At 35.1% G+C, this 26,304-nt stretch carries 25 protein-coding genes; 19 read left to right on the top strand and 6 right to left on the bottom strand.

Going from position 1 to position 26,304, the window contains the following annotated elements:
* Positions 1-16: 16 nt before the first annotated feature.
* From celB to chbG, 4 genes are all read left to right on the top strand, one after another.
* Complete coding sequence (gene celB / locus MKY70_RS27005; RefSeq protein ID WP_088033398.1) at positions 17-1,324, top strand: PTS cellobiose transporter subunit IIC; 1,308 nt, start codon at positions 17-19, stop codon at positions 1,322-1,324.
* A gap of 183 nt (positions 1,325-1,507) precedes the next feature.
* Complete coding sequence (locus MKY70_RS27000; RefSeq protein ID WP_000989054.1) at positions 1,508-1,831, top strand: PTS lactose/cellobiose transporter subunit IIA; 324 nt, start codon at positions 1,508-1,510, stop codon at positions 1,829-1,831.
* 3 nt (positions 1,832-1,834) lie between these two features.
* Positions 1,835-3,160, top strand: coding sequence for a 6-phospho-beta-glucosidase (celF, locus tag MKY70_RS26995; RefSeq protein WP_341026151.1), 1,326 nt, complete (start codon positions 1,835-1,837; stop codon positions 3,158-3,160).
* Between the two features lie 51 nt (positions 3,161-3,211).
* Positions 3,212-3,916, top strand: coding sequence for a chitin disaccharide deacetylase (gene chbG / locus MKY70_RS26990; protein WP_341026149.1), 705 nt, complete (start codon positions 3,212-3,214; stop codon positions 3,914-3,916).
* Positions 3,917-3,956: 40 nt separating this feature from the next.
* Here chbG and MKY70_RS26985 read toward each other — a convergent pair whose 3' ends face one another.
* Entirely contained in the window at positions 3,957-5,138 is a 1,182-nt protein-coding gene (locus MKY70_RS26985) for a chromate transporter (RefSeq protein ID WP_088033395.1), read from the bottom strand.
* A 189-nt stretch (positions 5,139-5,327) separates the two neighbouring features.
* On the opposite strand from MKY70_RS26985, the gene exsM reads away from it, so the two are divergent.
* On the top strand, positions 5,328-5,741 hold the full coding sequence (gene exsM / locus MKY70_RS26980) for an exosporium regulatory protein ExsM (protein WP_002166452.1): 414 nt from the start codon (positions 5,328-5,330) through the stop codon (positions 5,739-5,741).
* A 73-nt stretch (positions 5,742-5,814) separates the two neighbouring features.
* On the opposite strand, the gene MKY70_RS26975 is transcribed toward exsM, so the two are convergent.
* The 3 genes from MKY70_RS26975 to MKY70_RS26965 all read right to left on the bottom strand — a co-directional run bounded on the left by MKY70_RS26975 (position 5,815) and on the right by MKY70_RS26965 (position 10,769).
* Positions 5,815-8,493 (bottom strand): PRD domain-containing protein, encoded by a 2,679-nt coding sequence (locus MKY70_RS26975; protein WP_002034748.1) that lies wholly within the window; start codon positions 8,491-8,493, stop codon positions 5,815-5,817.
* Between the two features lie 256 nt (positions 8,494-8,749).
* Positions 8,750-9,487, bottom strand: a complete 738-nt coding sequence (locus MKY70_RS26970) for a polysaccharide deacetylase family protein (protein ID WP_012261992.1) — start codon at positions 9,485-9,487, stop codon at positions 8,750-8,752.
* Between the two features lie 208 nt (positions 9,488-9,695).
* Positions 9,696-10,769 (bottom strand): glycosyltransferase family 4 protein, encoded by a 1,074-nt coding sequence (locus MKY70_RS26965; protein WP_012261991.1) that lies wholly within the window; start codon positions 10,767-10,769, stop codon positions 9,696-9,698.
* A 450-nt stretch (positions 10,770-11,219) separates the two neighbouring features.
* Here MKY70_RS26965 and MKY70_RS26960 point away from each other — a divergent pair, with 450 nt between their 5' ends.
* Positions 11,220-12,590, top strand: coding sequence for a UDP-glucose dehydrogenase family protein (locus MKY70_RS26960; protein WP_341026146.1), 1,371 nt, complete (start codon positions 11,220-11,222; stop codon positions 12,588-12,590).
* A 75-nt stretch (positions 12,591-12,665) separates the two neighbouring features.
* Positions 12,666-13,781 (top strand): non-hydrolyzing UDP-N-acetylglucosamine 2-epimerase, encoded by a 1,116-nt coding sequence (gene wecB / locus MKY70_RS26955; protein ID WP_002034751.1) that lies wholly within the window; start codon positions 12,666-12,668, stop codon positions 13,779-13,781.
* 53 nt (positions 13,782-13,834) lie between these two features.
* Here wecB and MKY70_RS26950 read toward each other — a convergent pair whose 3' ends face one another.
* Together MKY70_RS26950 and MKY70_RS26945 are read right to left on the bottom strand one after the other, a co-directional pair.
* Entirely contained in the window at positions 13,835-14,962 is a 1,128-nt protein-coding gene (locus MKY70_RS26950; RefSeq protein ID WP_341026145.1) for an LCP family protein, read from the bottom strand.
* 74 nt (positions 14,963-15,036) lie between these two features.
* The gene (locus MKY70_RS26945) at positions 15,037-15,672 is read right to left on the bottom strand and encodes a YigZ family protein (RefSeq protein WP_341026143.1); all 636 of its coding nucleotides are present in this window, start codon (positions 15,670-15,672) and stop codon (positions 15,037-15,039) included.
* Between the two features lie 390 nt (positions 15,673-16,062).
* On the opposite strand from MKY70_RS26945, the gene MKY70_RS26940 reads away from it, so the two are divergent.
* The 12 genes from MKY70_RS26940 to MKY70_RS26885 all read left to right on the top strand — a co-directional run bounded on the left by MKY70_RS26940 (position 16,063) and on the right by MKY70_RS26885 (position 26,292).
* On the top strand, positions 16,063-16,905 hold the full coding sequence (locus MKY70_RS26940) for a DegV family protein (RefSeq protein WP_002016143.1): 843 nt from the start codon (positions 16,063-16,065) through the stop codon (positions 16,903-16,905).
* 162 nt (positions 16,906-17,067) lie between these two features.
* The gene (locus tag MKY70_RS26935; protein WP_002089608.1) at positions 17,068-17,382 is read left to right on the top strand and encodes a winged helix-turn-helix transcriptional regulator; all 315 of its coding nucleotides are present in this window, start codon (positions 17,068-17,070) and stop codon (positions 17,380-17,382) included.
* A 264-nt stretch (positions 17,383-17,646) separates the two neighbouring features.
* Positions 17,647-18,963: a C40 family peptidase gene (locus MKY70_RS26930; RefSeq protein WP_341026141.1), complete on the top strand. Its 1,317-nt coding sequence runs from the start codon at positions 17,647-17,649 to the stop codon at positions 18,961-18,963.
* Between the two features lie 130 nt (positions 18,964-19,093).
* Positions 19,094-20,443 (top strand): ATP-dependent helicase ComFA, encoded by a 1,350-nt coding sequence (comFA, locus tag MKY70_RS26925; protein WP_341026440.1) that lies wholly within the window; start codon positions 19,094-19,096, stop codon positions 20,441-20,443.
* Entirely contained in the window at positions 20,443-21,147 is a 705-nt protein-coding gene (locus MKY70_RS26920; protein ID WP_002129929.1) for a ComF family protein, read from the top strand. Before comFA ends, MKY70_RS26920 begins: the two co-directional genes overlap by 1 nt.
* Before the next feature lie 126 nt (positions 21,148-21,273).
* Complete coding sequence (cspC, locus tag MKY70_RS26915) at positions 21,274-21,471, top strand: cold shock protein CspC (protein WP_001990088.1); 198 nt, start codon at positions 21,274-21,276, stop codon at positions 21,469-21,471.
* Between the two features lie 320 nt (positions 21,472-21,791).
* Positions 21,792-22,334, top strand: coding sequence for a ribosome hibernation-promoting factor, HPF/YfiA family (hpf, locus tag MKY70_RS26910; protein ID WP_002089603.1), 543 nt, complete (start codon positions 21,792-21,794; stop codon positions 22,332-22,334).
* Positions 22,335-22,712: 378 nt separating this feature from the next.
* Positions 22,713-23,312, top strand: coding sequence for a hypothetical protein (locus MKY70_RS26905; RefSeq protein WP_341026140.1), 600 nt, complete (start codon positions 22,713-22,715; stop codon positions 23,310-23,312).
* Between the two features lie 31 nt (positions 23,313-23,343).
* Positions 23,344-24,132 carry a hypothetical protein gene (locus MKY70_RS26900; RefSeq protein WP_341026138.1) on the top strand — a complete coding sequence of 263 codons (789 nt, stop codon included), beginning with the start codon at positions 23,344-23,346 and terminating at the stop codon, positions 24,130-24,132.
* Positions 24,119-24,814 carry a hypothetical protein gene (locus MKY70_RS26895; protein ID WP_341026137.1) on the top strand — a complete coding sequence of 232 codons (696 nt, stop codon included), beginning with the start codon at positions 24,119-24,121 and terminating at the stop codon, positions 24,812-24,814. Before MKY70_RS26900 ends, MKY70_RS26895 begins: the two co-directional genes overlap by 14 nt.
* Before the next feature lie 71 nt (positions 24,815-24,885).
* Positions 24,886-25,650: a hypothetical protein gene (locus MKY70_RS26890; RefSeq protein WP_341026439.1), complete on the top strand. Its 765-nt coding sequence runs from the start codon at positions 24,886-24,888 to the stop codon at positions 25,648-25,650.
* A gap of 3 nt (positions 25,651-25,653) precedes the next feature.
* Positions 25,654-26,292 (top strand): ATP-binding cassette domain-containing protein, encoded by a 639-nt coding sequence (locus MKY70_RS26885; protein ID WP_088033375.1) that lies wholly within the window; start codon positions 25,654-25,656, stop codon positions 26,290-26,292.
* Positions 26,293-26,304 lie beyond the last annotated feature (12 nt).

Genomic DNA, 26,304 nt, shown 5'->3' with positions numbered 1-26,304 from the left:
TTAGGGGGGAAGCGAAATGCAAAAGTTTATTGCATTTATGGAGAAGTATTTAGTTCCAGTCGCAGGGAGAATCGGATCGCAGCGTCATTTAGTTGCAATCCGTGATGGTTTTATCGCAGTTATGCCTCTTATTTTAGTTGGATCGTTTGCAATACTTATAAATAACTTGCCAATTGATGCATTCCAAAAATTTATGAAGGGTGCATTCGGGGACGTTTGGAAAGATATCGGCGGTGGTATGTGGGCAGGTTCCTTCGCTATACTCGCCCTCATAGTCGCGGTAGGGATAAGTTATAATTTAGCGAAATCTTACGGTGTAGACGCGTTGTCAGCAGCAATCATTACATTCGGTGCATTAATTATTATTTCTCCGACAACGCCAAAAGAAGGCGGTATTGATTTAGCTTGGACAGGATCACAAGGTTTATTCGTTTCCATAATTGTCGCCCTTCTTGTAACGGAAGTATTTCGATTCTTTGTTCAAAGAGATATTACAATTAAAATGCCAGATGGTGTTCCACCAGCAGTAATGAAGTCATTTGCAGCGTTAGTACCAGCATTCGTTATTTTAATTGTAACAGCAAGTATTCAATTAGCGGTGAAATTAGCAGGTACAAGTATTCATAAAATGGTATTTGAAACAATTCAAGTACCATTACAAGGTTTAGCAGGTACATTACCAAGTGCAATTATTGTTGCTTTACTTATTCATGTATTATGGTTCTTCGGATTACATGGTCCTAATATTATCGGTGGCATTATTGATCCAATCTATTTACCAGCATTAGAAAAAAACATGAAACTATTTGATGGTGGTATGTCTGCGTATGATGTACCGAACATTTTCACAAAACCATTCTTTGATGTATATGTATACATCGGTGGATCAGGTGCGACATTAGCATTCCTAGTAGCAGTAATGCTTGTCGCGAAAAGTGCACAGCTTCGTGGTGTAGGCCGTGTATCTATCGGTCCTGGTTTCTTCAATATTAACGAGCCAGTTATTTTCGGTACACCAATTGTATTAAACCCAGCGTTAATCATTCCATTCGTACTTACACCAGTTGTATTAGTTATTACTTCTTATACAGCAATTTCCTTAGGGTGGGTACCAAAAACAGTTGCTTTAGTTCCGTGGACAATGCCACCAATCTTTAGTGGTTATCTTGTAGCGGGCGGAAGCATCGCTGGTGCTGCATTGCAGCTAGTAAACTTTGCAATCGCGGTAGTAATTTACTATCCATTCGTATTAATGTGTGACCGTACGTACGTACAAGCTGCAAAAGCTGAAACAAAAGGAAATGACAATTCAGTATCACTTTAAAAAGTATTGTTCTGACGAGTTTTTATAGCTCGTCAGAACAACTAACTTTTATATCATGTTCAAAAAGATGAAACCCATCTACAAGAACACCAAACTATCATTAATAAAATAATAATTTAATAGACATGTTCAAACTGAAGGGGTATTTAAATCGGTTGAACCATAATAGAGAGGGCGGTAATTATGATGACTACAGCAGAACAAATTCCATTCCAATTGATTTTAAATAGTGGTAATGCACGAAGCTTTGCAATGGAGGCACTTCAATTTGCCAAACAGGGGAAAATGGCAGAAGCTGATGAAGCGATGGTAAAGGCGAAAGAAGCGATTAATGAAGCGCATCATTTCCAAACAGAGCTCATACAATCAGAAGCAAGAGGGGAAAAAACAGAGATTAGTGTTCTTTTAATTCATGCGCAAGATCATTTAATGAATTCTATTACGGTAAAAGAATTAGCAGCAGAATTTATTGACCTTTATAAAAAGCTAGAAGCGAAAGGGGAATAAAGCATGACTGGAATTAAAATTGCTACAATCGGCGGTGGCTCTAGTTATACACCAGAGTTAATTGAAGGGTTTATTAAACGTTATGACGAGCTTCCTGTTCGTGAAATTTGGTTAGTAGATATTGAGGCAGGAAAAGAGAAGTTAGAAATCGTTGGTGACTTAGCGAAACGTATGGTGAAAAAATCAGGTTTACCAATTGATATTCATTTAACACTTGATCGCCGTGAGGCATTAAAAGATGCTGACTTCGTAACAACGCAGCTTCGCGTTGGTTTGTTAGAAGCACGTGCAAAAGATGAAGCAATTCCATTAAAATATGATGTAATTGGTCAGGAAACGAATGGTCCTGGTGGTTTGTTCAAAGCGCTGAGAACGATTCCTGTTATTTTAGATATTTGTAAGGACATGGAGGAACTTTGTCCGAATGCATGGTTAATTAACTTTGCGAATCCGGCTGGTATGGTAACAGAAGCTGTACTTCGCTACACGAACATTCAAAGAGTAGTTGGTCTGTGTAACGTTCCAATTGGAATTCGTATGGGTCTTGCGAGATTACTTGAAGTAGATGCAAGCCGGGTAAACGTTGATTTCGCAGGTTTAAATCATATGGTATACGGATTAGATGTATACTTAGATGGAGTAAGCGTAATGGATCGTGTGTTAGAGCTTGTAACAGATCCAGAAAAGCAAATTACGATGGAAAACATTGCTGCGCTTAACTGGGAGCCAGACTTTATTCGCGGTCTTCGTGCAATTCCGTGTCCATATCATCGTTACTACTATAAAACACGTGAAATGTTGGAAGAAGAGAAAGCAGCTTCGATTGAAAAAGGTACACGTGCAGAAGTAGTAAAACAATTAGAAGATGATTTATTCGAGCTATATAAAGACCCGAATTTAGATATTAAGCCACCACAATTAGAAAAGCGCGGCGGAGCTTATTATAGTGACGCAGCATGTAGCTTAATTACGTCTATTTACAATAATAAAGGTGATATCCAGCCTGTTAATACACGAAACAACGGAACAATTGCAAGCTTGCCACATGATTCGGCTGTTGAAGTGAACTGTATTATTACGAAAGAAGGTCCAAAACCAATTGCGGTCGGAGATCTTCCAGTACCAGTTCGCGGTTTAGTACAGCAAATTAAATCATTTGAGCGCACAACAATTGAAGCTGCTGTTACAGGGGATTATCATAAAGCGCTGCTTGCTATGACAATTAACCCACTTGTACCATCAGATAAAGTTGCAAAACAAATTTTAGATGAAATGTTGGAAGCACATAAAGAACATCTTCCACAATTCTTTAAGAAGATAGAGAAATAAGAAGCGGCGCTGTTTAGCCCGCTTTTTTTAATTCTAGTAGGGGGTATTGCGATGATTAAACTAATTGTAAATGCAGATGATTTCGGTCTTACGGAAGGTACAAATTACGGAATTATTGATGGACATAAAAACGGGATTGTAAATTCAACGACGATGATGATGAATATGCCAGGGACAGAGCATGCCGTACGCTTAGCGAAAGAGTATAAAACGTTAGGGATAGGAGTTCATCTCGTATTAACGGCAGGAGAACCGCTTCTTAAAGACGTTCCATCACTTGTAAGTAGCGATGGATTGTTTCATAAACAAAGTGTTGTATGGGAAGGAAATATAAATCCAGAAGAGGTAGAAAAAGAATGGACTGCTCAAATTGAGAAGTTTTTATCTTACGGATTAACACCAACTCATTTAGATAGTCATCATCACGTGCATGGATTACCGCTTTTACACGACGTTCTTGAGAGATTAGCAAGTAAATATAATGTTCTGATTCGTCGTTGTGAAGAAGAGCGAGCGGTGCGCCCATTTTCAGATGTGTTTTACAGTGACTTTTACGCTGACGGTGTGACGGAAGATTACTTTGTGAAGTTAAAGGAAAGAGTGCAGGACGAGCAAACGGTAGAAATTATGGTGCATCCAGCATATATTGACCCAGAGCTTGTGAAACGTTCTTCTTACGTAATGGATCGCGTGAAAGAGTTGCGTATTTTAACGGAGAGTGAGCTTCCTGAGGGAATGGAGCTTGTGAAGTTTTAATAGGAAAACGACGGCTAAATGAGGCCGTCGTTTTTTGTGCTTACAAAATGGATAGAACATATCCACCGAAGGCCCCGATTATAACGATAACCCAAGGTGGTGTTTTCCAAAAAGCGAGTAAGCAAAATAGAAGAGAAGCAAAAACGAAATCTACAGAATTCATAATTGTACTCGTCCAAATTGGATCATAAAAAGCTGCAAGTAAAATGCCGACAACGGCTGCGTTTACTCCAAGTAGTGCACCTTGTATGTAAGATACTCTCCTTACGCTGTCCCAAAATGGTAAAACGCCAACAACGAGCAGGAAGGCAGGAAGAAAGATAGCGATCGTTGCAACAACTGCTCCGGCGGTTCCATTTAGCGCTGCTCCTATATAAGAAGCGAATGTAAATAGTGGCCCTGGCACTGCTTGTGTTAATCCGTATCCAGCAAGAAATTGTTCTTTTGTCATCATCCCGTTTTGTACAAACTCACTTTCAAGAAGAGGAAGTACGACATGCCCTCCGCCAAATACAAGTGCACCAGAGCGATAGAAGCTGTCAAATAAAGAGATGAAATAAGAGTATGGTCGTAACATCGGTAACAGTATTAATAGTCCGAAGAATAAGACGAGACAAGATATGGCTACCATTTTTGAAATAGGTACGTTTATTTTATAAGCTTGGCTAACTGGCCGGTCACGATATAAAAACCAACCGATGAAACCAGATACTATAATGAGAATTACTTGTGTCCAGCTACTTGGCCATAATAGGGCGATTGCGGCAGTTGCAATTGCGATTGTTGCACGGTTTCGGTCTGGTGTTAACTTTTGAGCCATTCCCCATATTGCATGAGCGACAATTGCGACCGCTACAAGTTTCAGTCCGTGAATCCAGCCAGTACTTCCAAGCTCGAATTGGTTAAGAAATGAAGCGAAGAAAACTAAAACGAGCACAGATGGGAGAGTGAATCCGATCCATGAAATAATGGCTCCTAATAATCCGCCGCGTAATAAGCCAACTCCCATACCGACTTGGCTGCTAGCAGGGCCAGGAAGGAATTGACATAGCGCTACTAAGTCTCCGTAACTTCGTTCATCCATCCATTTTCTTTTTTGCACGTATTCATGATGAAAATAACCAAGATGGGCGACGGGACCACCAAATGAAGTAAGTCCTAATTTAAATGATACGAGAAAAATCTCTATTAATGATTGGAAAGAGTAGTTATTATTTTTCAAGATAACCTCCTAGAATGTTTTTCTAAATGCATTATACAAGAGGCAGTAAAGTGAATGGAATGATTTCTATGTAAAGATTTTGTGAATCTTTTCTTCGTAATTAAAATTTGAAAAAGTCATAAATGATTATGTCTAAACCATAAAGTAGTAGAAGTAGTGCTGGGAAATTTATATGAGGAGAATGCCCGTATGACAACACATTTCTTTGCTAGGTTAACAGGAAAGAGGGAAGTACCTCCTGTAAATACAGAAGCTTACGGTGTAACAGAGCTCATTTTTAGTGAAGATTTAAAGAAGTTGCAATATCGGGTCATATTAAAAAATATAAAAAAAATCACGTCATGCCAAATTCATTTAGGAAAAGCGAATCAAATTGGTCCAGTTATTTTAAGTTTGTTTGGTCCGTTAGAGCAAGGGATTAGTGTGAATGAAGGAGTCGTTACTGGTGTAGCTAGAGTAGAGGATTTTGAAGGGCCTTTACAGGGGAGAGCATTTGACAGCTTGTTTCAAGAGATAATGCAAGCAAATGTATATGTAAATGTTAATACGAAATCTAATAAAAAGGGAGAAATAAGGGGGAGAATAAGGGAAGTAAAGAAGTAAGCGAAAAGGCTGTCCAAAAAACATTTTGGAACAGCCTTTTCTAATTATATAGAGTGCTACAATATCCCCTAGTTTAATTTTTTACAGGCTGATTTTTAATGAAGAAGTCCATTATATAAAATACTTCGTCATCTGGGATTTGTATTTCAAATGTATTTTCAATAGGTTGCAATGCTTTTTTCACTTTCATATACATCCAGTACTCATCTTGTCTTCGTTTCTCTTTATCAGGATGAGGGAGGAGACTTTCGCCTTTTTGAAGACGGTCAACCATGCAGCTCATATGCAAAATCACACCCATTAAACTGTCGGGAGTTAGCTGTAAAGAAATCAATTCTTGAATTGTATTTAATGCATAACGAATTGTTTTAATAAGTAATGCTCCATCGTTACGCTGCATTTGTTGTTCAAGAATATCAGCCATTTTTGCATATGTTTCTTCATACGTAATCAATTCTTGAATTGGTTGAATAGCTGTGTAGTTCACAATGTCTTGGAAATGATATGTTAAGCAAGGTATTTGCATATCGAAATTCGTGACGATACAAATGATATTACGCTCTTTTTTTATGTTCTCGATCATTTTCGTTAAATCTTTTTCATGAACGATGCTAATCGGAATAATTTCAATTAAGTCTTTATCAAAGCGTAAATAGTTCTCTAACATTTTTTGAATTGCTAAAGCACTTCCTTCGCCGGTTAAACAAGCTGTTAAAATCACGGATTTCATTGGCGATAGTGGCTTTTTCTTTTCTTCCTGTACGTTTAAATAGAACGGCGTTAAGTTCTTCACTGTTTCGTATAGTGCATCTAATGAATAGCCAAGCTGAGCTTTTCGAGCTGCTTCTAGTGCGTGTGGTGTACTCGTCATGGAAAGAACACGTACAGGGATTTTGAATTCAGTTTCTAATATATCACCAATATAAGCGAGAGATCCCATATCAACAAGTAAGAGAAGCCCGTTTACATTTTGAAGTGTTTTCATATACACTTTAACACGCTCTAAGAAGTCTTTTGGTGATTCATGCAAGGGCATATCGATACCAGTTACTTCATCAATACCGAGAAGTTCGTTTGCAACGTTTGCCATTTCTGTTGCGATGCCATTACCGTGTGCTAATATTAATACTTTTACTTCTGTTTGTGAGGCAGGAATTGGATCAACAACGAAGAACATTGTTAAAAAGCCAGCTTCATCAATAGGTATTGTTATTTGTAATTCTTCTTCTAATAGCTGAATACATTGCATAGCTACGGAAAAAGCTTCTTTATATTTCGTACGAATTTGATTTAATTGTGGGTGGTGAATTTGTTTCCCGCCCTGTAAACGTTGTAGAGTTGTCTGTACATGTAAACTTAAAGCGAGAAATACTTTTTCATCGAAAGTTTTAGATAAATATTTTTCAGCTAGTTCCGCAATTTTTTCACATACGGAAACGATATTACGATCCACAATTTTAAAAACATTTTCATGACTTGTTTTTTTAGATATTTGGTTAAAGTATTGGACGAAAAAGCTTTGAATATCATTTTCTATTAGTAATTCTAATTCTTCCTCTTCAATGCCGCGTGCTTGAAGTTCTTCATATTTATAATCAATATAATCGTAAATAGAAGAGCGACTTCCTTCGGGTTTTATTGTATGTTTACTCCAACCTTCATCACCTGTAAATACAAATGTTTCATTTGGTATTTGATATAGATGACGGCTCTTTCTTTCAATAAATAATCCTTCTTTCATATACCAAGGTAAATCTGTACTTGAAACACAGACAGAATCACGTTTTTTTGTTACGAAATCAGAATAAGCTTTCGCACAGGCAATTTGTACGTCCGTTTTCAATTGACCGATGTTATTTGGACAATTGTAAAAGACGAAAGCACGCATTGTATTTGGACTAACATGAATCTCTTTCCTTAGACGAATTGCTTCATTTGTGAAAAATAGTTGCAGTAAAGCAAACCGTTCTTTATGTGTTCGCTCACGAAGTGGTGGAAGCGTAACGGTCATCGGAATACGTCTTGTAAATGTTTTTAATAAAAATGAATTTGGTTCTTCGGTTGTTGCAGTAATAATCAACACTCGTGCCTTACGTTCATTTTCCGTTTCTCCAAGGCGGCGGTATACTCCGCGATCAATAAATGTGAAGAGCATCTCTTGTCCTTCTGGAGGAAGGCGATGTACTTCATCTAAGAAGAGGATTCCTTCATGTGCTTTTTCAATTAACCCTTTTTGATCACTGGCACCTGTGTAAGCTCCTTTTTTTATCCCAAATAACTGTCCAAGTAGTAGTTGTGGATTGTTTGCATAATCAGCACAGTTAAAGACGATAAAAGGTGCATCTTTTGGAAGTTGTTCCACTTCAATTGCGTATTCGTGCATTAAAGAAGCGAACATCGATTTTCCGACACCTGTTTCTCCAAGTAGTAAAGTATGCATACCGTTTGGAGGATAGAGAATAGAAGCTTTTGCTTTTTCAATTGCAATTTTTAGGCTTGTATTTTCAATAGCAAATGTATCTAATGAAGTGCCCTTTGTTGAATGCGTTTCCAATGAAGTGTTCGTTTCTATATAAAAACGGACAGGGCGTGTACTCGTTTTTAATAAACGATTATCTTTCACAAGCTTGTTTAAATCGCTACTAACATTTGCACGGTCTAGCTGTAGAAGTGTAGCGAGTTCTGATGCTGTTATACCTTCTGTATAATTCCCTTTTTGTATTGCGTTAAAAATGAGATCTATTCGTTTCATTTCTATTCACCTCGAAACTTCATCACTATTTAAAATTCTACACAAAAATGAGAAGTGTGGGAAGAGAAAAATAAAGTGAAACTTTAATCAGTGGGGTTTTTGTTCATTCCCACTGATTATTAGCCTTCACCAATCGGGCGTTTACGGGCAGTTGATCTCCCACCTAACTTCTTTGTTCCAGCTGAATTTTGAGGTGGGAGTCTTACTGCCCGTTAACGCGGGGTAAAACAGCTTTAGTACATAGGCACTAAAGCTGTTACAATCTTGTGTCTTTCCAAAAATTCACTTCGAGATGGGAAGATGGATTGTAGGGAAGTAGTTTATATCCTTGTGAGTGTAAATAATCAATTACTTTTGGGAGTATTTGCACTGTGACACTAGAATCATGCATTAAAATAACCTCTACTTGTTCATCGCTTTGATTTCGTACTCTTTCTAGTATTGCGGAAGGATTATCATAGCTTTTCCAGTCATATGTATCAATTGTCCAATCCCACATTTTATATTGGGCAGATACGAGTGCGTCACGGTAATTCTTTTTTAAGTAAGGCATGCTACCGTATGGGACCCGAACGAGATGTGTATTTAAATGTGTAACTTGCTGGACAATGTTTTGGGTTTGCTCCATTTCTGCAATTAAAACAGATGGATCGCCAGTATAAAGACGTTTTACATCATGCGACATACTATGGAGACCGATATAATGTCCATCTTTAATCAATCGCTCCATCGTTTTTTTATAATGTGGCACCTTTCCGCCAATAACGAAGAAAGTTGCTTTTCCGTTCTTCTCTTTTAAAATATTTAAAATTTGTGGTGTGTATTTATTTGGTCCGTCATCAAATGTTAAGTACGCAATTTTTGTTGTAGGAGAGGTAGTTTGAGTACTTTGGTAATCTTTTACTTGAATGTCTGTAGTTGCTTTTGTATTCGATGATGCGTACATAGTAATAGTTAAAAATAAAATTATACATTGAAGTAATCGCTTGATCATAACATTCACCCTCAGTTTGACAATCAAGATGTAAAAATGAAAATTTGATACTTTTTTCGTTATACGTATATCTTTCTCCAATAGAGGCACTCTCAAACAATCTATATTTTGGAAATGGGGAATAAGGATTAAAAAATAAAAAATAGCATCCTCTTATGAAAAGAGGATGCTATTTGAATATTTCATAATAGTAAAGGCTATACTACAATTAGTCTTCGCGTTTTTTCACTTTTTTATAGAAGGAAATAATTGGTTTGTAACGTTCGTGTACAAGACCGATTACTTCAGCAATGATTTCTGTAAAGAAGATTAAAATGAAAAGAAGAATAATGGATAACCATAATGTTGCACTACTGAAAATAATTGCATTTACACTAAAGAAAATACCCAATGCGTAAATAATTAGTACCGTTTTACGATGAGAGAATCCCATTGCAAGCAAACGGTGATGTAAATGCGATTTATCAGGTGCTGAAATAGGCTTTTTATTTACGATACGGCGGATAATTGCAAATGTCGTATCAAATATAGGTACACCTAAAATAATGATTGGAACGATAAAACTGAATAACGTTACGCTTTTGTATAATCCAAGTAACGATATAACAGAAATACAGTATCCTAAAAATAGTGCTCCTGTATCTCCCATGAAAATTTTTGCTGGATGGAAGTTGTAGAATAAAAATCCAATTGTACTTGCTAATGTAATCAGTGCTAGAGGTAATATAATAGCTGCTCCAGTACCCCATGGGCTAGTGAAGGCCATATATGCTAGCGTTGCAAGTACGATAGATGAAATCCCTGCGGATAATCCATCTAATCCATCAATTAAGTTGATGGCATTTGTAATACCTACAATCCAAAATACAGTAATTGGATAAGCAAGCCATCCGAGTTCAGTATCTCCGAAAATTGGAATATATAATACTTGCACTAATAATCCACTTTTGACAATCATGATAGCAACTAATAGTTGTCCACCGAATTTTACCCTCGCAGATAGTTCGTACATATCATCTAAAATCCCGATGATAACAATGATGATAGCACCTAAAGTTATCGATAACATTCTTTGTTCGTACAATCCACCGACAACAAATCCTACGGCTACACCGATGAAAATTGCTAACCCGCCAAGACGAGGCATAATTTTTTGGTGTACTTTACGCGCATTTGGCTTGTCTGTTGCTCCTATTTTGAAAGCTAATTTAATAACTAAAGGAGTAACGACGAGTACAGTGATGAAAGATGCCAAAATGGCATAAATCACTTGTGAGTCCATTAATACCCCACCCTTTATAGTTTAACGTAATTTTTTCAATCTTATTTATCTGAAAATTATGATGTTTATTTACAGGCTCATAACATATGGTATCACAAAAAGATTAGAATTCAATCTTTTTTTCTTTTGGCTGTAAAGGGCAGTGAATAGAATATATGACAATTGGATATGGAATGTTGTGTCCTTAGAGAAGGTTGATCTCATATTGTGTCTTGTAATATGACATTGTACTCCCCTCTCATATAGCGATGACTTTTGTTTCAGTATTATAAGTGTTGCACGTAAAATGAGTAAGTTCCGTGTTAAATTGTGGGAATTTACATTTTGTATATATTGCATCATTTAACTTTACAAAATCTTAAAAAATAATAAAAAAACGATTCATATAATAAAGAAGTGAAAGAGTTTTCTCATTCTTAGTGTGAGAGGGGGAAGCGCAGGAGGAGTTCTATGTATTCGTATATTTTCTTATGTATATTCCTGTGCGAAAAGAAAATGAAAATTACGATAATAGGTACCGGATATGTTGGATTGATTACAGGAGTAGGATTGGCGAGATTGGGACATTCAGTCACATGTTTCGATATAAATAGTGGGAAAATTGAACGGATTAAACAAGGCGAGTTACCTATTTATGAATGTGGATTAAATGAATTAATAGATGAAGCATATGAGAATAATCATTTAACTTTTACAGCAAGTAAATCAGCGGCATTTAATGATGTAGAGTTTATATTTATTGCAGTTGGAACGCCATCTTTATTAGATGGAACAGCAGATTTAACGTATATTCGTAGTGCTTGTGATGATATTGGAACATATGTGAATAACGATATTATTGTTGTTACGAAAAGTACGGTTCCTGTAGGGACAAATGATGTAATGAGAGAATGGATTGAGGATAAACTACAAGGTAGACATGAATTATATATTGTATCGAATCCAGAGTTTTTAAGAGAAGGTTCTGGTATTTATGATTTTTTTCAGGGTGATCGTATCGTAATTGGAGCATGTAGTGAAGAAGCTGCAAGGAAAGTAGAGAATTTGTACAGTAAATTAAGCTTACAAACGTATATTACAGATATTCGAAGTGCTGAGATGATTAAATATGCATCTAATGCTTTTTTAGCTACGAAGATTAGTTTTATTAATGAAATTTCTAATATATGTAAGCAAGTGGGTGCAGATATAGTAGATGTAGCTACAGGGATGGGGATGGATAAGAGAATTGGTGCATCTTTTTTAAATGCAGGCATCGGATATGGAGGATCTTGTTTTCCAAAAGATACGAAAGCACTTGTGCAAATTGCAGGGAATGTTTCTCATGATTTTCGCTTGTTGAAAGCAGTCATTGAAGTGAATAATAAACAACAGTTGTTGTTAGTTGAAAAAGCGAAGAAAATTATAGATATGAAGAAGAAGCGAATTGCGGTTCTTGGTGCAGCGTTCAAACCGAATACTGACGATATTAGGGAAGCACCATCTCTTATTATAATAGAAGAATTAATTAATATGGGTGCGGATGTGGTTTTATATGACCCACAAGCTATTCAAAATGTAAGAAGTTTATTTGGAAATACGATACGATACGCTGAGTGTATAGATGAATCGATTAGAGAGGCGCATGCAGTTTTTATCGTAACAGAATGGGAATCAATTCGAAATTATCCGCTAGAAAAGTATGCACAGCTTATGAGGGAACCTATTCTATTTGATGGGAGAAATTGTTATACTAATGAGGATGCCGAGAAGCATGGATTAGATTATTACTCAGTTGGGCGAAAAGACGTCTGTAATAGTAATGTTTCTCAGGTGCGTTAAAAAATGTATTTTCACATGCATATTTTTATATGCGATAATAGAAGTTTTAACTAGTGAAAGAAAAGAGGCAATGAAATGACTGAACGTTTAAAAGTAATGACAATTTTCGGGACACGACCAGAAGCAATTAAAATGGCACCTCTTGTATTAGAGTTGCAAAAGCACCCAGAAAAGATTGAATCAATTGTGACTGTAACAGCACAACACCGTCAAATGTTAGATCAAGTATTAAATATCTTTGGAATTACGCCAGATTTCGATTTGAATATCATGAAAGATCGTCAAACGTTAATCGATATTACAACACGTGGTTTAGAAGGTTTAGATAAAGTAATGAAAGAAGCGAAGCCTGATATCGTACTTGTGCATGGTGATACAACGACGACATTTATTGCAAGCTTAGCTGCTTTCTATAATCAAATTCCAGTAGGGCATGTTGAAGCAGGACTTCGTACATGGGATAAGTATTCTCCATATCCAGAAGAGATGAATCGCCAACTAACAGGTGTAATGGCGGATCTTCATTTCTCACCTACAACAAAATCAGCAACGAACTTACAAAAAGAAAATAAAGATGAGTCACGCATTTTCGTAACAGGAAATACAGCGATCGATGCACTGAAGACAACTGTAAAAGAAACTTATAGCCATTCGGTGTTAGAGAAACTTGGAAATGATCGTCTTGTACTTATGACAGCACACCGTCGTGAAAATTTAGGAGAACCAATGCGCAATATGTTCCGTGCAATTAAGCGTCTTGTTGATAAGCACGAAGATGTACAAGTTGTATACCCTGTTCATATGAATCCTGTTGTTCGCGAAATAGCGAATGATATTTTAGGCGAGCATAGCCGTATTCATTTAATTGAGCCGTTAGATGTAATTGATTTCCATAACGTTGCAGCTCGTTCATACTTAATGTTAACTGATTCTGGTGGTGTACAAGAGGAAGCACCATCACTAGGTGTGCCAGTCCTTGTCCTTCGTGATACGACGGAACGCCCAGAAGGTATCGAAGCAGGTACGCTGAAATTAGCAGGAACAGATGAAGAGACAATCTTTGGTCTTGCTGATGAGTTGTTATCTGATAAAGAAGCTCATGATAAGATGACGAAAGCATCTAACCCTTACGGCGATGGTCGTGCGTCTGAGCGTATTGTAGAAGCGATTTTACAACACTTTAAGAAGTAACAACAATTGCGTGAAATAAAAAGAGCCAAATCGTATACGATTTGGCTCTTTTTTTATTCATGATTCCTCATAATCCACTCTGCATGAGCATTTGTAGAAGGGGGAGGAGGCGGTGGTGTTTTGTTCTCACTCGGCTCCTTCTTTGCTTTTGCGCTGGAGTTAGAATTTGAATCGGAATTTGTATTCTCATTTTTCGTAGTCTCTGTTGGAATTTTTGCTTTTTCTCCTATTTCCTTTTCAATTTCGTTACGTACAGTCTCTACACTGATTGGATCTGGAAGGAAGTAATAAATACCGCCAATTTTTCTGTCTTCTCCTTCAAGTTTTAACGTTTGTATTGTAGAAGGGTCGAATCCAGAGATTTTATTGTAAAGAGCAAGTCCGTCTGAAATAGGAATATCGGTTTTTATATATTTTCCAACTACCTTTGTTAAATCTTTAATTTTAAATACGGTAGAAGCAGAGTTTAGCTTTTGGGCAACAGCAGCCAGTACTTGTCTTTGTCTAGCAGCTCGACCATAATCACCGTTAGGATCTTGCTTTCGCATACGGACGTATGCGAGTGCTTCTTCACCATTTAAGTTCTGTTGACCTTGTTTAAATTGGATTTTTTTATAGTAATCCACGTCAGAGCGTTCCCAGAAATCGAAGGGGACATCAACGGTAATACCGTCAACAGCATCAACGATACCTTTAAATCCTTTGAAATCAATTTTAATATAATGATCAACAGGAACTTTTAAAAACTCTTCGACGGTGTCGATTGCCATTTTTTCTCCACCGTAAGCATGGGCAGCGTTAATTTTGTCTTCTTTATTTTTGCCAACAATCTTAACACGAGAATCGCGTGGGATACTCATAAGTGAAACCTTTTTTGAGTTTGGATTAACTGTCGCGAACATGAGTGAATCTGTTCGGCCGTTTTGACCATCTGTTGCGTAATCCTCAATACCCATAATTAGTATTGTGAAAGGTTTTTTTGTGATTTCCACATCTTCTGCTCGTAATTTAGATTTTTCACGGCTAAATCCACTGTACATCCCCATGAGAGAAGTGTAGGAATTTAACATATAAAGTCCTACGCTACCAAATAAAAATGCGAAAATAAGAAAGAAGAAAAACTTTCTTCTACGTTTCTTTTTTATTCTGCTATTTTGGAGATGATAATAACGTTCTTCCATATATAATCTCCTTAGTTCATTTGTAGGGAATTAATTCACTACATTAATCTTTAAAGGCGATACGTTAGCTATTCTTAGATAACACCTTGTTCTAAGTACAACATATCTCCTTCTTTAATTGTACACTTCCCGTTTGTTAATTCAATCATCCAATCTGTAAATGTTTGTTTTCGATTTTCTTCTACATACGTATCGAATGTGACGTTTTCTAGATAATGTATATCTTTAATGTTATATTCTGAATTACGTAATTCATTTTCAACTTTGCCAAGCAATGTGTAATCAATTTCTGTTTCCATAACGCGCATTAGTTTTCGCTCAACAACCCCTACGTGATTAAGTCCTTCACTTGTACATTTTCCATATGCGCGAATTAATCCACCAGCACCAAGTTTAATGCCACCAAAATAGCGCGTGACGACAACGACAGTATCCTTTAGACCTCGCTTTTTTAATACTTCTAACATAGGTACACCAGCTGTGCCGCTCGGTTCGCCGTCATCGTTCGCCTTTTGAATTTGATCTTGTTCACCGATTAAATATGCGGAACAATTATGTGTTGCATTCCAATGCTGTTTTTTTATTTTTTGTATAAATGTTTGAGCTTCATCTTCCGTTGTGGCGCGACTCACATAGCAAATGAATCTTGATTTTTGAATGACAATTTCGTGCTCTCCATAGCCTTTTATTGTTAAATATTGTAATAACAATGGTATACGCCCCTATCTTTCAAAATAACTAGTACTTTACATTTTAAAAGCGAGCGTTTTTATATTCAAACATTTTTTACAAATATGTTGAAATTTTTGGTGAGTATTTTATCCCGCATTAACGGGCAGTAAGACTCCCACCTCAAAATTCAGCTGGAGCAAAGAAGTTAGGTGGGAGGTCAACTGCCCGTAAAAGCCCGATTGGTTCAACTAATAATCAGTGGGGGATGAACAAAACCCCCACTGATTAAAGTTTCACTTTATCTTTTTGTTGTAATTTGTCGAGCGAGTGATTGTAGTTTCTAGCCGGCATTTTTATGTATGGATGCACCTTTTCTAGTTTTCGTGTAAAATTAGGGGATAAAAATTTTTTATAAGGCAGGTACGAAAATGAAAACAGCTATTGTTACCGATAGTACAGCATATATACCGAAGCATATTCGTGACGAACTCAATATATATATGATTCCATTAAACGTTGTGTTTGGAACGGAATCTTATCAAGAAGAGGCTGAAGTTTCAGCAAATGATTTTTATATAAAGGTACGTGAACAAGAGGAACTTCCGAAAACTTCGCAACCAGCAATTGGAAAGTTTTTAGAGTTATATGAAGAGTTATCTAAAGAATATGATGCAGTTATTAGCATTCACCTTTCCAGTGGAATTAGTGGTACATATCAAACAGCAACGGCAGCTGGACAGATGGTAGATGGTATTGATGTATATACGTACGACTCTGAAATTAGTTGTGAAGTACAAGGGTTTTACGTGCGTGAAGGGGCAAAATTAGTAAGTGAAGGGAAAGCCCCAGAAGAGATTATCGCTCGCTTTGATGAAATGAAGCAAACGATGGATGCTTATTTTGTAGTGGATGATTTACATCATTTACAACGTGGTGGAAGATTAAATAGTGCACAAGCTTTTATTGGTAGTTTGTTACAAGTAAAACCAGTATTATACTTTAGAGATAAAGTAATTATTCCATTCGAAAAAATTCGTACGCGTAAAAAAGCGTTAAAGCGTATCGTTGAAATCTTTGATGAGCAGGCAAATAAAGGTGTGCCTATGGAAGCTGTTATTATTCATGCGAATCGTGAAGAGGAAGCTAATGAATGGAAACAAGAATTAGAAGAGATATACCCTCATGTTACAATTCGTACGAGTTATTTCGGAGCTGTAATTGGGACGCATTTAGGTGAAGGTGCGCTTGGTTTAGGTTGGTATACGAAGTGATAAAGATATAAAAGCTCTCTTACTTGAAGAGGGTTTTTTTACGGGTATTTGACAAGTTAATATTTGGAAATGGTAAAATGTATGTAAAATTAAATAATGAGGAAAGTTTTATTACTTACTTTTTACAAGAAACTATATTATAATAGAAGAGAGGTGAAACATATGGAGCATAATTCTTGTTTATGTCCAAAGTTTGAGTCAGCTTTTACAATGCTTAGTAAGAAATGGACTGGCTTAATTATTAAATCTTTGCTCGAAGAGCCGAAACGTTTCAGAGAAATCGCAGATATTATACCGAATATGAGCGATCGTATGTTGTCAGAACGTTTAAAGGAATTAGAAGGCGAAGGTATTGTAGTTCGTAATGTTTATCCAGAAGTACCAGTTAGAATCGAGTACGGTGTAACTGATAAAGGGAAAGCGTTGGAAAGTGTTATGGATGAGGTCCAAAATTGGGCTGAAAAATGGATGAAGTAACGTTTCTATTTCATTCATATTGGAGTATTTTCAAAACGTAAGGGGTTCCCTTACGTTTTTTTTCAATCCTATAAAAAACGGTGTAAGGCTTTTGAAATTCTACATATATATACAAATTTAGATATACTTTGCTATAGAGATAAATGTAATATTACATTTATTTTACAAAACCGTAACATTAGCAAAAAAACTCCCGAATTATGGTATAAATTTTAATAGGTTATATACGGAAAATGAAAAAAAGAAAGCGGTGTAAAAAATAAAATGAAAAAGCTAAAAATGGCATCTTGCGCATTAGTTGCAGGGTTAATGTTTTCAGGGCTAACACCAAATGTATTTGCAGAAGATAAAATTTCTGACGTGAAATCACAAATTAACACACAAAATGATACTTTACATAAACAACAACAAGAACGTGATGAATTACAAAAACAAATGAATGACTTAAACAAAACAATCCAAGGTTTGGATAAGTCTGTTCAAGAGAACGCTTCAAAACTTGATGAAACAACAAAAAAAGTTTCTGATACTGAGCAATTAATCGAAAATAAAAATAAAGATATTGCAGAACTACAAACAAAGATTGCAAAACGTGAAGAGTTATTAAGAAAACGTTTAGTTGCACTACAAGAACAGCCAAATACGAACATTGTAACAGAAGTTCTTGTAAACTCTAAAAACGTTGCAGATTTAGTTGATCGTTTAGCTTCTGTGTCTAAAATTATGGAATCTGACGAAGATATCATGAAAACACAACAAGAAGATCAAACGAACGTGAAAAAAGATGTTGAGACAGTAAAAGAAAAACAAAAAGAATTAAAAGAAGCACAAGCTCAAATTGAAACTGCTAAGAAAGAACTTGACGTTGAAAAAGAGAAAAAAGCAACAGCAGTAAACGATTTAAGCGGTAAAATGGATACAGTTGTAACTACAATGACAAGTACGGAAGGTCAATTGAAAGAGCTTGAACAACAGGCATTAAAATTACAACAAATCGCTGAAAAAGAAGCGCAAGAAAAAGCTGCACAAGAAGCTGCTGCTCAAAAACAAGCAGAACAAGCTGCTAAAGAAGCACAAGCTCAACAAGCTGCACCAGCGCAAGCGCCTGCAGAACAAGCTGCACCAGCAAACAATGCTGGACAAGCTCAAAAAGAAGAGCCTAAAAAAGAAGAGCCTAAAAAAGAGACACCTAAACAAGAAAACAAAAAACCAGAGCCAGCACCAGGTCCAACTCCGGCTCCTGGCGTAATTGGTAAAGCGCAACAATACTTAGGTAAGCCATATGTTTGGGGAAGTGCATCTCCATCAAACGGTGGTTTTGACTGTAGTGGATTTATTTCTTACATTTATGGTGTAGGTCGTCAAGACGTTGCAGGTTACTGGAACTCAGTTTCGAAAGTAAGTAGCCCACAACCTGGAGATTTAGTATTCTTCCAAGGTACTTATAAAGCAGGTCCATCTCACATCGGTATTTACGTTGGTAACGACCAGATGATTCATGCAGGTGATAAAGGGATTGCTTACGCTAGCTTAAGCAGTAGCTACAACCAAAAACATTTCTTAGGTTACGGTAGATTATAGGATTTATAATTGAATAAAAAACGTGTATAAAGTCGATAGCTTACTATTTTATAAGTAGGTTATCGGCTTTTTTGAGTTTTTACGAGATAAAGAGAAGGATTTATAGTAGTGCTGGAGGTGGCTATTGATGATGTTAGCTGGTAGACAGTTACTGTTAGAAGAACTCTCTTCAGATTTGCGGAATAAATTGGATCATCTGAAAAGGAATCGAGACGTCGTTTGTGTACAAGGGGTAATTAAGAAGTCTTCAAAATATATGTGTCAGCGCTGCGGAAATATAGAGCAGCGACTATTTGTATCATTGCTATGTAAAAGGTGCAATGAAGTATGTACGTATTGCCGGAAATGTATAACGATGGGCAGGGTAAGTGAATGTACTGTACTTGTTCGCGGGATTGCTGAAATAAGCGGAGAAAGTTATTTGAATCCGTTACAGTGGGAAGGCGTTTTGTCTGACGGTCAGGAGTTAGCTGCGCAAAGTGTCGTTGACGCTGTTAAGCAGAAAGAATCATTTTTTATTTGGGCGGTGTGCGGGGCTGGAAAAACAGAAATGTTGTTTCGCGGAATTGCAGAGGCACTACAAAAGGGAGAAAGAGTTTGTATTGCAACGCCGAGAACGGACGTTGTACTTGAATTAGCACCAAGATTACAAGAAGTGTTTCCAAATATAAATGTAGCTGCTTTATACGGAGGGAGTTTAGACCGAGAAAAAGATGCGGCGTTAATCGTTGCAACTACACATCAATTGTTACGTTATTATAGGGCGTTCCATGTCATGATTGTAGATGAGATAGATGCTTTTCCGTATCATGCAGATAAGATGTTGCAGTATGCAGTAAGCGAAGCGATGAAAGAGAAGGCAGCACGTATTTATTTAACTGCAACTCCAGATGAAAAGTGGAAGCGTAAGTTGCGAAGTGGTAAGCAAAAAGGGGTTATTATTTCAGGGCGATACCATCGTCATCCATTGCCAGTTCCGATATTTCGGTGGTGTGGAAATTGGAAAAAGGGTCTTATACGTAAAAAAATTCCTCGCGCTTTATTACAATGGTTAAATCTGTACTTATCGAAACGATACCCCATTTTTCTATTTGTTCCTCATGTGCGATATGTAGAAGAAATTAGCCAGTTATTAAAATCATTAAACAATCAAATTGACGGTGTGCATGCAGAAGATCCGGCGAGAAAAGAGAAGGTAGCAGCTTTCAGAAAAGGAGAAATCCCTTTATTAGTTACAACGACGATTTTGGAACGAGGAGTAACTATTAAAAATTTACAAGTTGCAGTTTTAGGAGCTGAGGAAGAAATATTTTCAGAAAGTGCTCTCGTTCAAATTGCAGGGCGTGCTGGCAGAAGCTCTGATGAACCGCATGGAGATGTTATCTATTTTCATTATGGAAAGACAGAGGCGATGGTGCGTGCGAAAAAACATATTCAAAGTATGAATAAGAATGCTAAAGAACAAGGATTGATAGATTGATGCATTGTCTACTTTGTGATGAGTATATTTCATATGCGATTAGTTGGTACACTTTTTTTGTTAAGCTTCATAAAAAGTATATATGTGATAGATGTGAACAAAAACTTTCCTATATTATAGGAGATATTTGCAAGGAGTGTGGTCGGCCTTTAGAACTTGTACCAGCTGAATATAAAAACGGGGATATTTGTATGGACTGCATAAGGTGGACGAACGAGCAGGGGTTTCCGTCTCTCATAAATCGTTCGTTGCATGTGTATGATGAAGGGATGAAAGAAATATTAGCACAGTTTAAATTTCGAGGAGATGCTGAATTAGTGCATATTTTTCATCAGCCTTTTCGAAGTCTTTTTCAAAAATATTTTGCGAATGTTTCAGTTGCCATTCCGGTTCCTCTTAGTGAAGAGCGAGAATACGAGCGTGGTTTTAATCAAGCGGAGTTACTAGCTTCTTGTTTGCCTATCAAAATGTTTTGTACATCATTAAGAAGAATAGAAACAGAAAAACAAAGTAAGAAGAAGCGTAAAGAAAGGATATCGGGAGTTAATCCTTTTTATTTTCAGGGAGAAGAGATGTTTCATGAGCAACACGTTTTAATCGTGGATGATGTGTATACGACAGGAATTACTGTTAGGCAAATTGGAAGCCTTTTGTATGATCGAGGAGCGAGAGAGGTTTCTTGTTTGACGCTTTGTAGAGGTTAATATGTGAATGTCGAAAGGAGTAATAAAAAGACGACAGGTCTTCTTTGACTTACAGTCTTGTCATTCGCTATAGTCAGAATATGGGGCGAATGCCCTGATTTTAAGAGTGAAGGGAATGGAATGAACATGCAAGGACGAGTAAAATGGTTCAATGCAGAAAAGGGATTTGGGTTTATTGAGCGTGAAGATGGTGACGATGTGTTTGTTCATTTTTCTGCTATTCAACAAGATGGGTATAAGTCGTTAGAAGAAGGTCAACAAGTGGAGTTTGATATTGTTGATGGAGCACGTGGGCCACAAGCGGCTAATGTTGTGAAACTGTAAAAATTAAGTTTTTGGAAAAGATAGAGCTGTATTTTTAGCAGCATTATATAGATGGCGAAAGCTCTTGTTCGTAACAAGGGCTTTTTTGTTTTAGAGGAGTTGTCAAAAAGTTGTTTCTTTTCTGTAACTAATTGTCCACAGTTACATTCGTTATTCACGATGTTAATAGGATAAAATAAAGATAGAAACGATGCATCTTTTCATTTCAACAAAAAACGATAAAAAAATCGCAATTCCACTAATTTTTTAAAAAAATTAGAAGGAGTTTTTAAGCCAATGTCGAAATTATAGTACATAGGCTTGAAAGGAGGAATTCATCTATGAAATTCAACATTCGTGGTGAAAATATTGAAGTAACTCCAGCATTAAAGGAATATGTAGAGAAAAAGCTAAGTAAATTAGAGCGTTATTTTGATACATTCCCAGAGATTAAGGTTAATTTAAAAGTATACTCTGACAAGCAACGTATCGAGGTAACAATTCCATTTACAGATTTATTACTTCGTGCAGAAGAAACAAATAGCGATATGTACGCTGCGATTGATTTAGTAGTTGATAAAATTGAGCGACAAATTCGTAAACATAAAACAAAAGTAAACCGTAAATTACGTGAGAAAGGTTCTATGAAAACTAACTTTATCCTTCCGGAAGCAGTAGCTGTTCTGGATGCGGTAGAAGAGGATGAATTAGAACTTGTACGTACAAAACGATTCGATTTAAAACCGATGGACGTTGAAGAAGCGATCTTGCAAATGGATATGCTAGGACATAGTTTCTTCGTCTTCACAAATGCTGATACAAATGAAACTAATGTTGTATATGGCCGTAAAGATGGGAAATATGGTTTAATCGAAACTAAATAATCGTTCAAAAGCGCAGCCGAAATGGCTGCGCTTTTTTTATATGTTTTAGTGGTTGTATTGAGATTTTGAGTGTGATTATCTCTACAAGTATTTCCTTGCCATGAGCATACTAATTTTGTTTAATTTAACAAAATTTTATAATTGTAAATAAAATGTTAAGTCTTCTGAAATTAATTGATAGTGCATTTTGGTTTTGATATCCTAATATTGCATTATAAGGATTGATTTTATTCCTTCAGTGAAAAAATAAAATCAATATAATGCTACAAATTATCGGAGGTGTTTTTAGTGAGTATTAAGAAAAAAAGTCGTATAGTTTCTAATCTAGATTATACGACTTTTTCTGCTATTTAATTTTTAAAAATAGGAGGAGCTGTAATGAAACTTATTTCAAAATATATTTTAGTTTGTTTTTTTATATTGAGTATTAGTTTCTTAGTTTCTTGTCAAAAGAAAGTAGATGAACCTATTGTAAATATTGAAGATACTTTAACGGAAAAAGGAAATTTAAAAAGTATTCAGTTGCAAGAAATTAAGAAAAATACTATTTATGAACAAGTATTTTTGGGGAATGAAAATGGTAATGATTTCTTTCAAGGTCAAATAGATAGAAATGATATTGCAATAGAAGATAAGCTTTTAGATAAAAATTTAAAGTCAGGAGTTATACCAGAAAATTATTATGTTTTTTTAACGGGTGTTACGAATAAGAAAAAACCAACGTATCTTTTGGGACGGATTGAACAAATTGATGGAAAAGTAATTCAGTGGAAACAAGAAGTTAAGAGTGTACAAAGAAAAGATGCAAATGGTGTTTATCAGTATGATGTTTATCAGTATGATGTTTATCAGTATGAAGTTGAGTTTCCTAAATTTGAAGGAGAGAGAGCAAATGTTTCTTTTCGTTACATTTGGTTAAATAAAGAAAATAAATGTTATGGTGTTGCGGATCAATTATTCATATTAAAAAAGATTTAAATTTAATTAATGGTTTATGGAGGAGCTATAGATGAGTTACTTTTTAGGAAGGATTTTAAAAGGTAGGATGTTTTGGTTGTCTTTATTTATTATGTTAATAATTGTTATTGCTCAATATATTGCTATGTGTGTAACAACTAAAGGATTTAACGATGATGGGATTATAAAGGTATCCCCATATTTGTCTAATATTTTACATTTTAATAGATTATCGTTTTATTGTGAGTTTTATCTACTTATATTTCCTATGCTTTCCGCGATGGCTGTAGCCGGAATTTATAGAACTGATAAAAATTATGGGTTTATTTATCCTGTTATTTCTAAAATGGGAACAGGTTATTATTTTAAGCTACTTTATTTTATTAATTTTATTGTATCTTTTTTTATTATAAGTTTCCCTTTACTATTTAATTTTTATTTATATGCAATGACTTATCCAACAGTTGCTCCGCATCCAATATTAAATTATATGGCTGCTACTGTTTCGCCAACAGCTCAATTTAATACGGTTTATTATGAGTACCCTACTTTATATTTTCTAATGTATGTATTTTTAAATGGTTTATACGGTGCGGTTTTTTCAAGTTTGGCTTTATCGATTTCGTTTTTTATAAAACGAGTTTATTTTATTTATTTAGTTCCACTTATTTTACATATTTTTTGGCTTGGTATTGGAAAAGGGATTCTCAATCCTAAGGATTATTTAATTAAAGATTTCGGCTTTTTTGAATTACAAATTTTTCTTAGTGTACTGTTATGTATTTGGTTTTGCTCTGTAGTTCTTTATTTACGGGGGAGTAGGAAGCATGTTCTTTTATAATGTAATGAAAGAAACTATAAGGATGAAATATGTTTGGTTAAGTATTCTCTTTTTACTTAATGTCAGTATCATTGGTTGTTTGTTCAATTATTTTGAACCTGGAATTGTAAAAGAGAAAATGAATGAATTGGAAACTTTGTATAAGGTTATGTCGTTTTATAATTTATCAACTATATTTATTCCTTTAACAATCGTTTTTTCTGTATATTATATGTCGAATTTTTTTAGTATTTATGTTGTTTATAGAGTGAATAATGCATTGAAATTAGTTTCTATATATTATTTAAAATTATTAGTTTTCGTTTGTTTTTTTGCGGGGAGTATGATTTTACAGTTGTTTTTGATGTCAAATATGATGGCTGTAAATAGTATTTCTGTGAATTATCCATTATTATTTTGCATTCAATTATTTGCGAATATTTTCATATGTATGATAAGTGCTTTGTTGCAATTATTTTTACCTAGTTTACTTGCAATAATATGTATGATCACTGCTGTTTTACTAGATAGATTTATATTACATGGATTTTTATTTACAAATGTTTTTTATATAAATGTGTTTGAAGATGCTACTGGTTTATTTATACGTTTATTTGGATGTTTTTCTATCTTTTTTATAAGTGTATGGATTTTATCTAAAAAAAGTTATATTTCTATGAATGATGAAACAGAGGTGATCTAGTTTACATTATGATTTTATATCATTTGTTAAAAAGAGATTTACATGTAAGGTTTAGAGATTCCATCAAGATAATGGCTTTTTTATTCTTAATTTACGCTATGATTGTATTTACTTTTTTATACAATCAGTCTCTTATTAATGGTAAAGAACCTGTATTAGTAGATGTTACCTTTTATCGATTTTTTCATGGAGTAGACTTTGTGGATTTATCTTATTTTTATAAGGAGGGGCGATTTTTCATCCCTTTTTATTGGATATTCTTTCAAATCACTCCTTTGTTGCTTGTAGGGAATTTTGCTTTTTCAGATATTCAACAGAATGGTGTTTATTTATTTCCTCGTGTTAAGAAGAAGCATTTTCTTTGGTTAACGAAAATACTATCTTTGTTCTTTTATATAATTAGTATTTGGATTGTTATGTATTTTCTTTGGTTTACTGTTTACTATTTGCTTTCTTTTGGCGAGTATTCTTTTTTAAATTTATATAGTCAATTTTCTTATAAAATATTAGGTACTATGCTAATTCAAATAATCATAAGCTTTTTATTAGCTTTAATTTTTGAGTTTTTAACGTTTTATATACCAATAACTATTGTTTTTGTACTGATGTTGATGTACCTATTTTTGTCTATTTTCTTTCATAGTATTTATTTTTTAGGATCTTTTGTTATGCCAAATCGCTGGTATTTTGTTGATCACAGTTCAATTCAATTGACTTTAGGTAATAATCAATCTATTCAATGTAATGATTTACTTTTAATAGGAGTAGTAATTGTTGTTGTAATGATTTTATTAGGTAGTTTTTGTTTTAAAAAACTAGATGTGATAGGTGAATAATTTATGGACAATTATATTAAATGTGAATGTATGATGAAAAAATTAAAAGGAAATATTGTGTTAGATAATATTAGTTTATCGATAAAAAAAGGCGAGTTTTTAGTTTTGAAGGGGCATAATGGCTCTGGTAAAACGATGATTTTACGAGCTATATCAGGGTTAATGCGTTTGAATTCTGGATTTGTTTATGTAGATAATGAAATTATTGGAAAACAAAAGCAATTTCCTGATTCTATGGGAATATTGATTGAATATCCAAGTTTTATTCCAGGGTATACTGGTTTTCAGAACTTGAAATTTTTAGCATCGATTAACAATAAAATTTCTGATGAGGAAATTTATAATATTATTCAAAGGGTTGGACTTGATAAAGCAGATAAGAGAAAGTATAAAAGATACTCTTTAGGTATGAAACAACGTTTAGGGATAGCGCAAGCTTTAATGGAACGACCAAAATTATTGTTATTAGACGAGCCAACTAATGCTTTAGATAGTGATGGGATAAAAGATGTGTTAGATATTTTGGAAGTAGAAAAATCTAAGGGAACGACTATTATTGTAGCTAGTCATGATGTGCATGTTCTAGATAATGGAATAGTAGATCGTATTGTACATGTTAATAATGGAAAGTTGGTAGATTAATAGTGACAAGAA

It is taken from the genome of Bacillus sp. FSL R9-9492 (genome assembly GCF_038007365.1).
GTDB lineage: Bacteria > Bacillota > Bacilli > Bacillales > Bacillaceae_G > Bacillus_A > Bacillus_A mycoides.
This window is presented reverse-complemented; position numbering and strand designations above follow the sequence as displayed.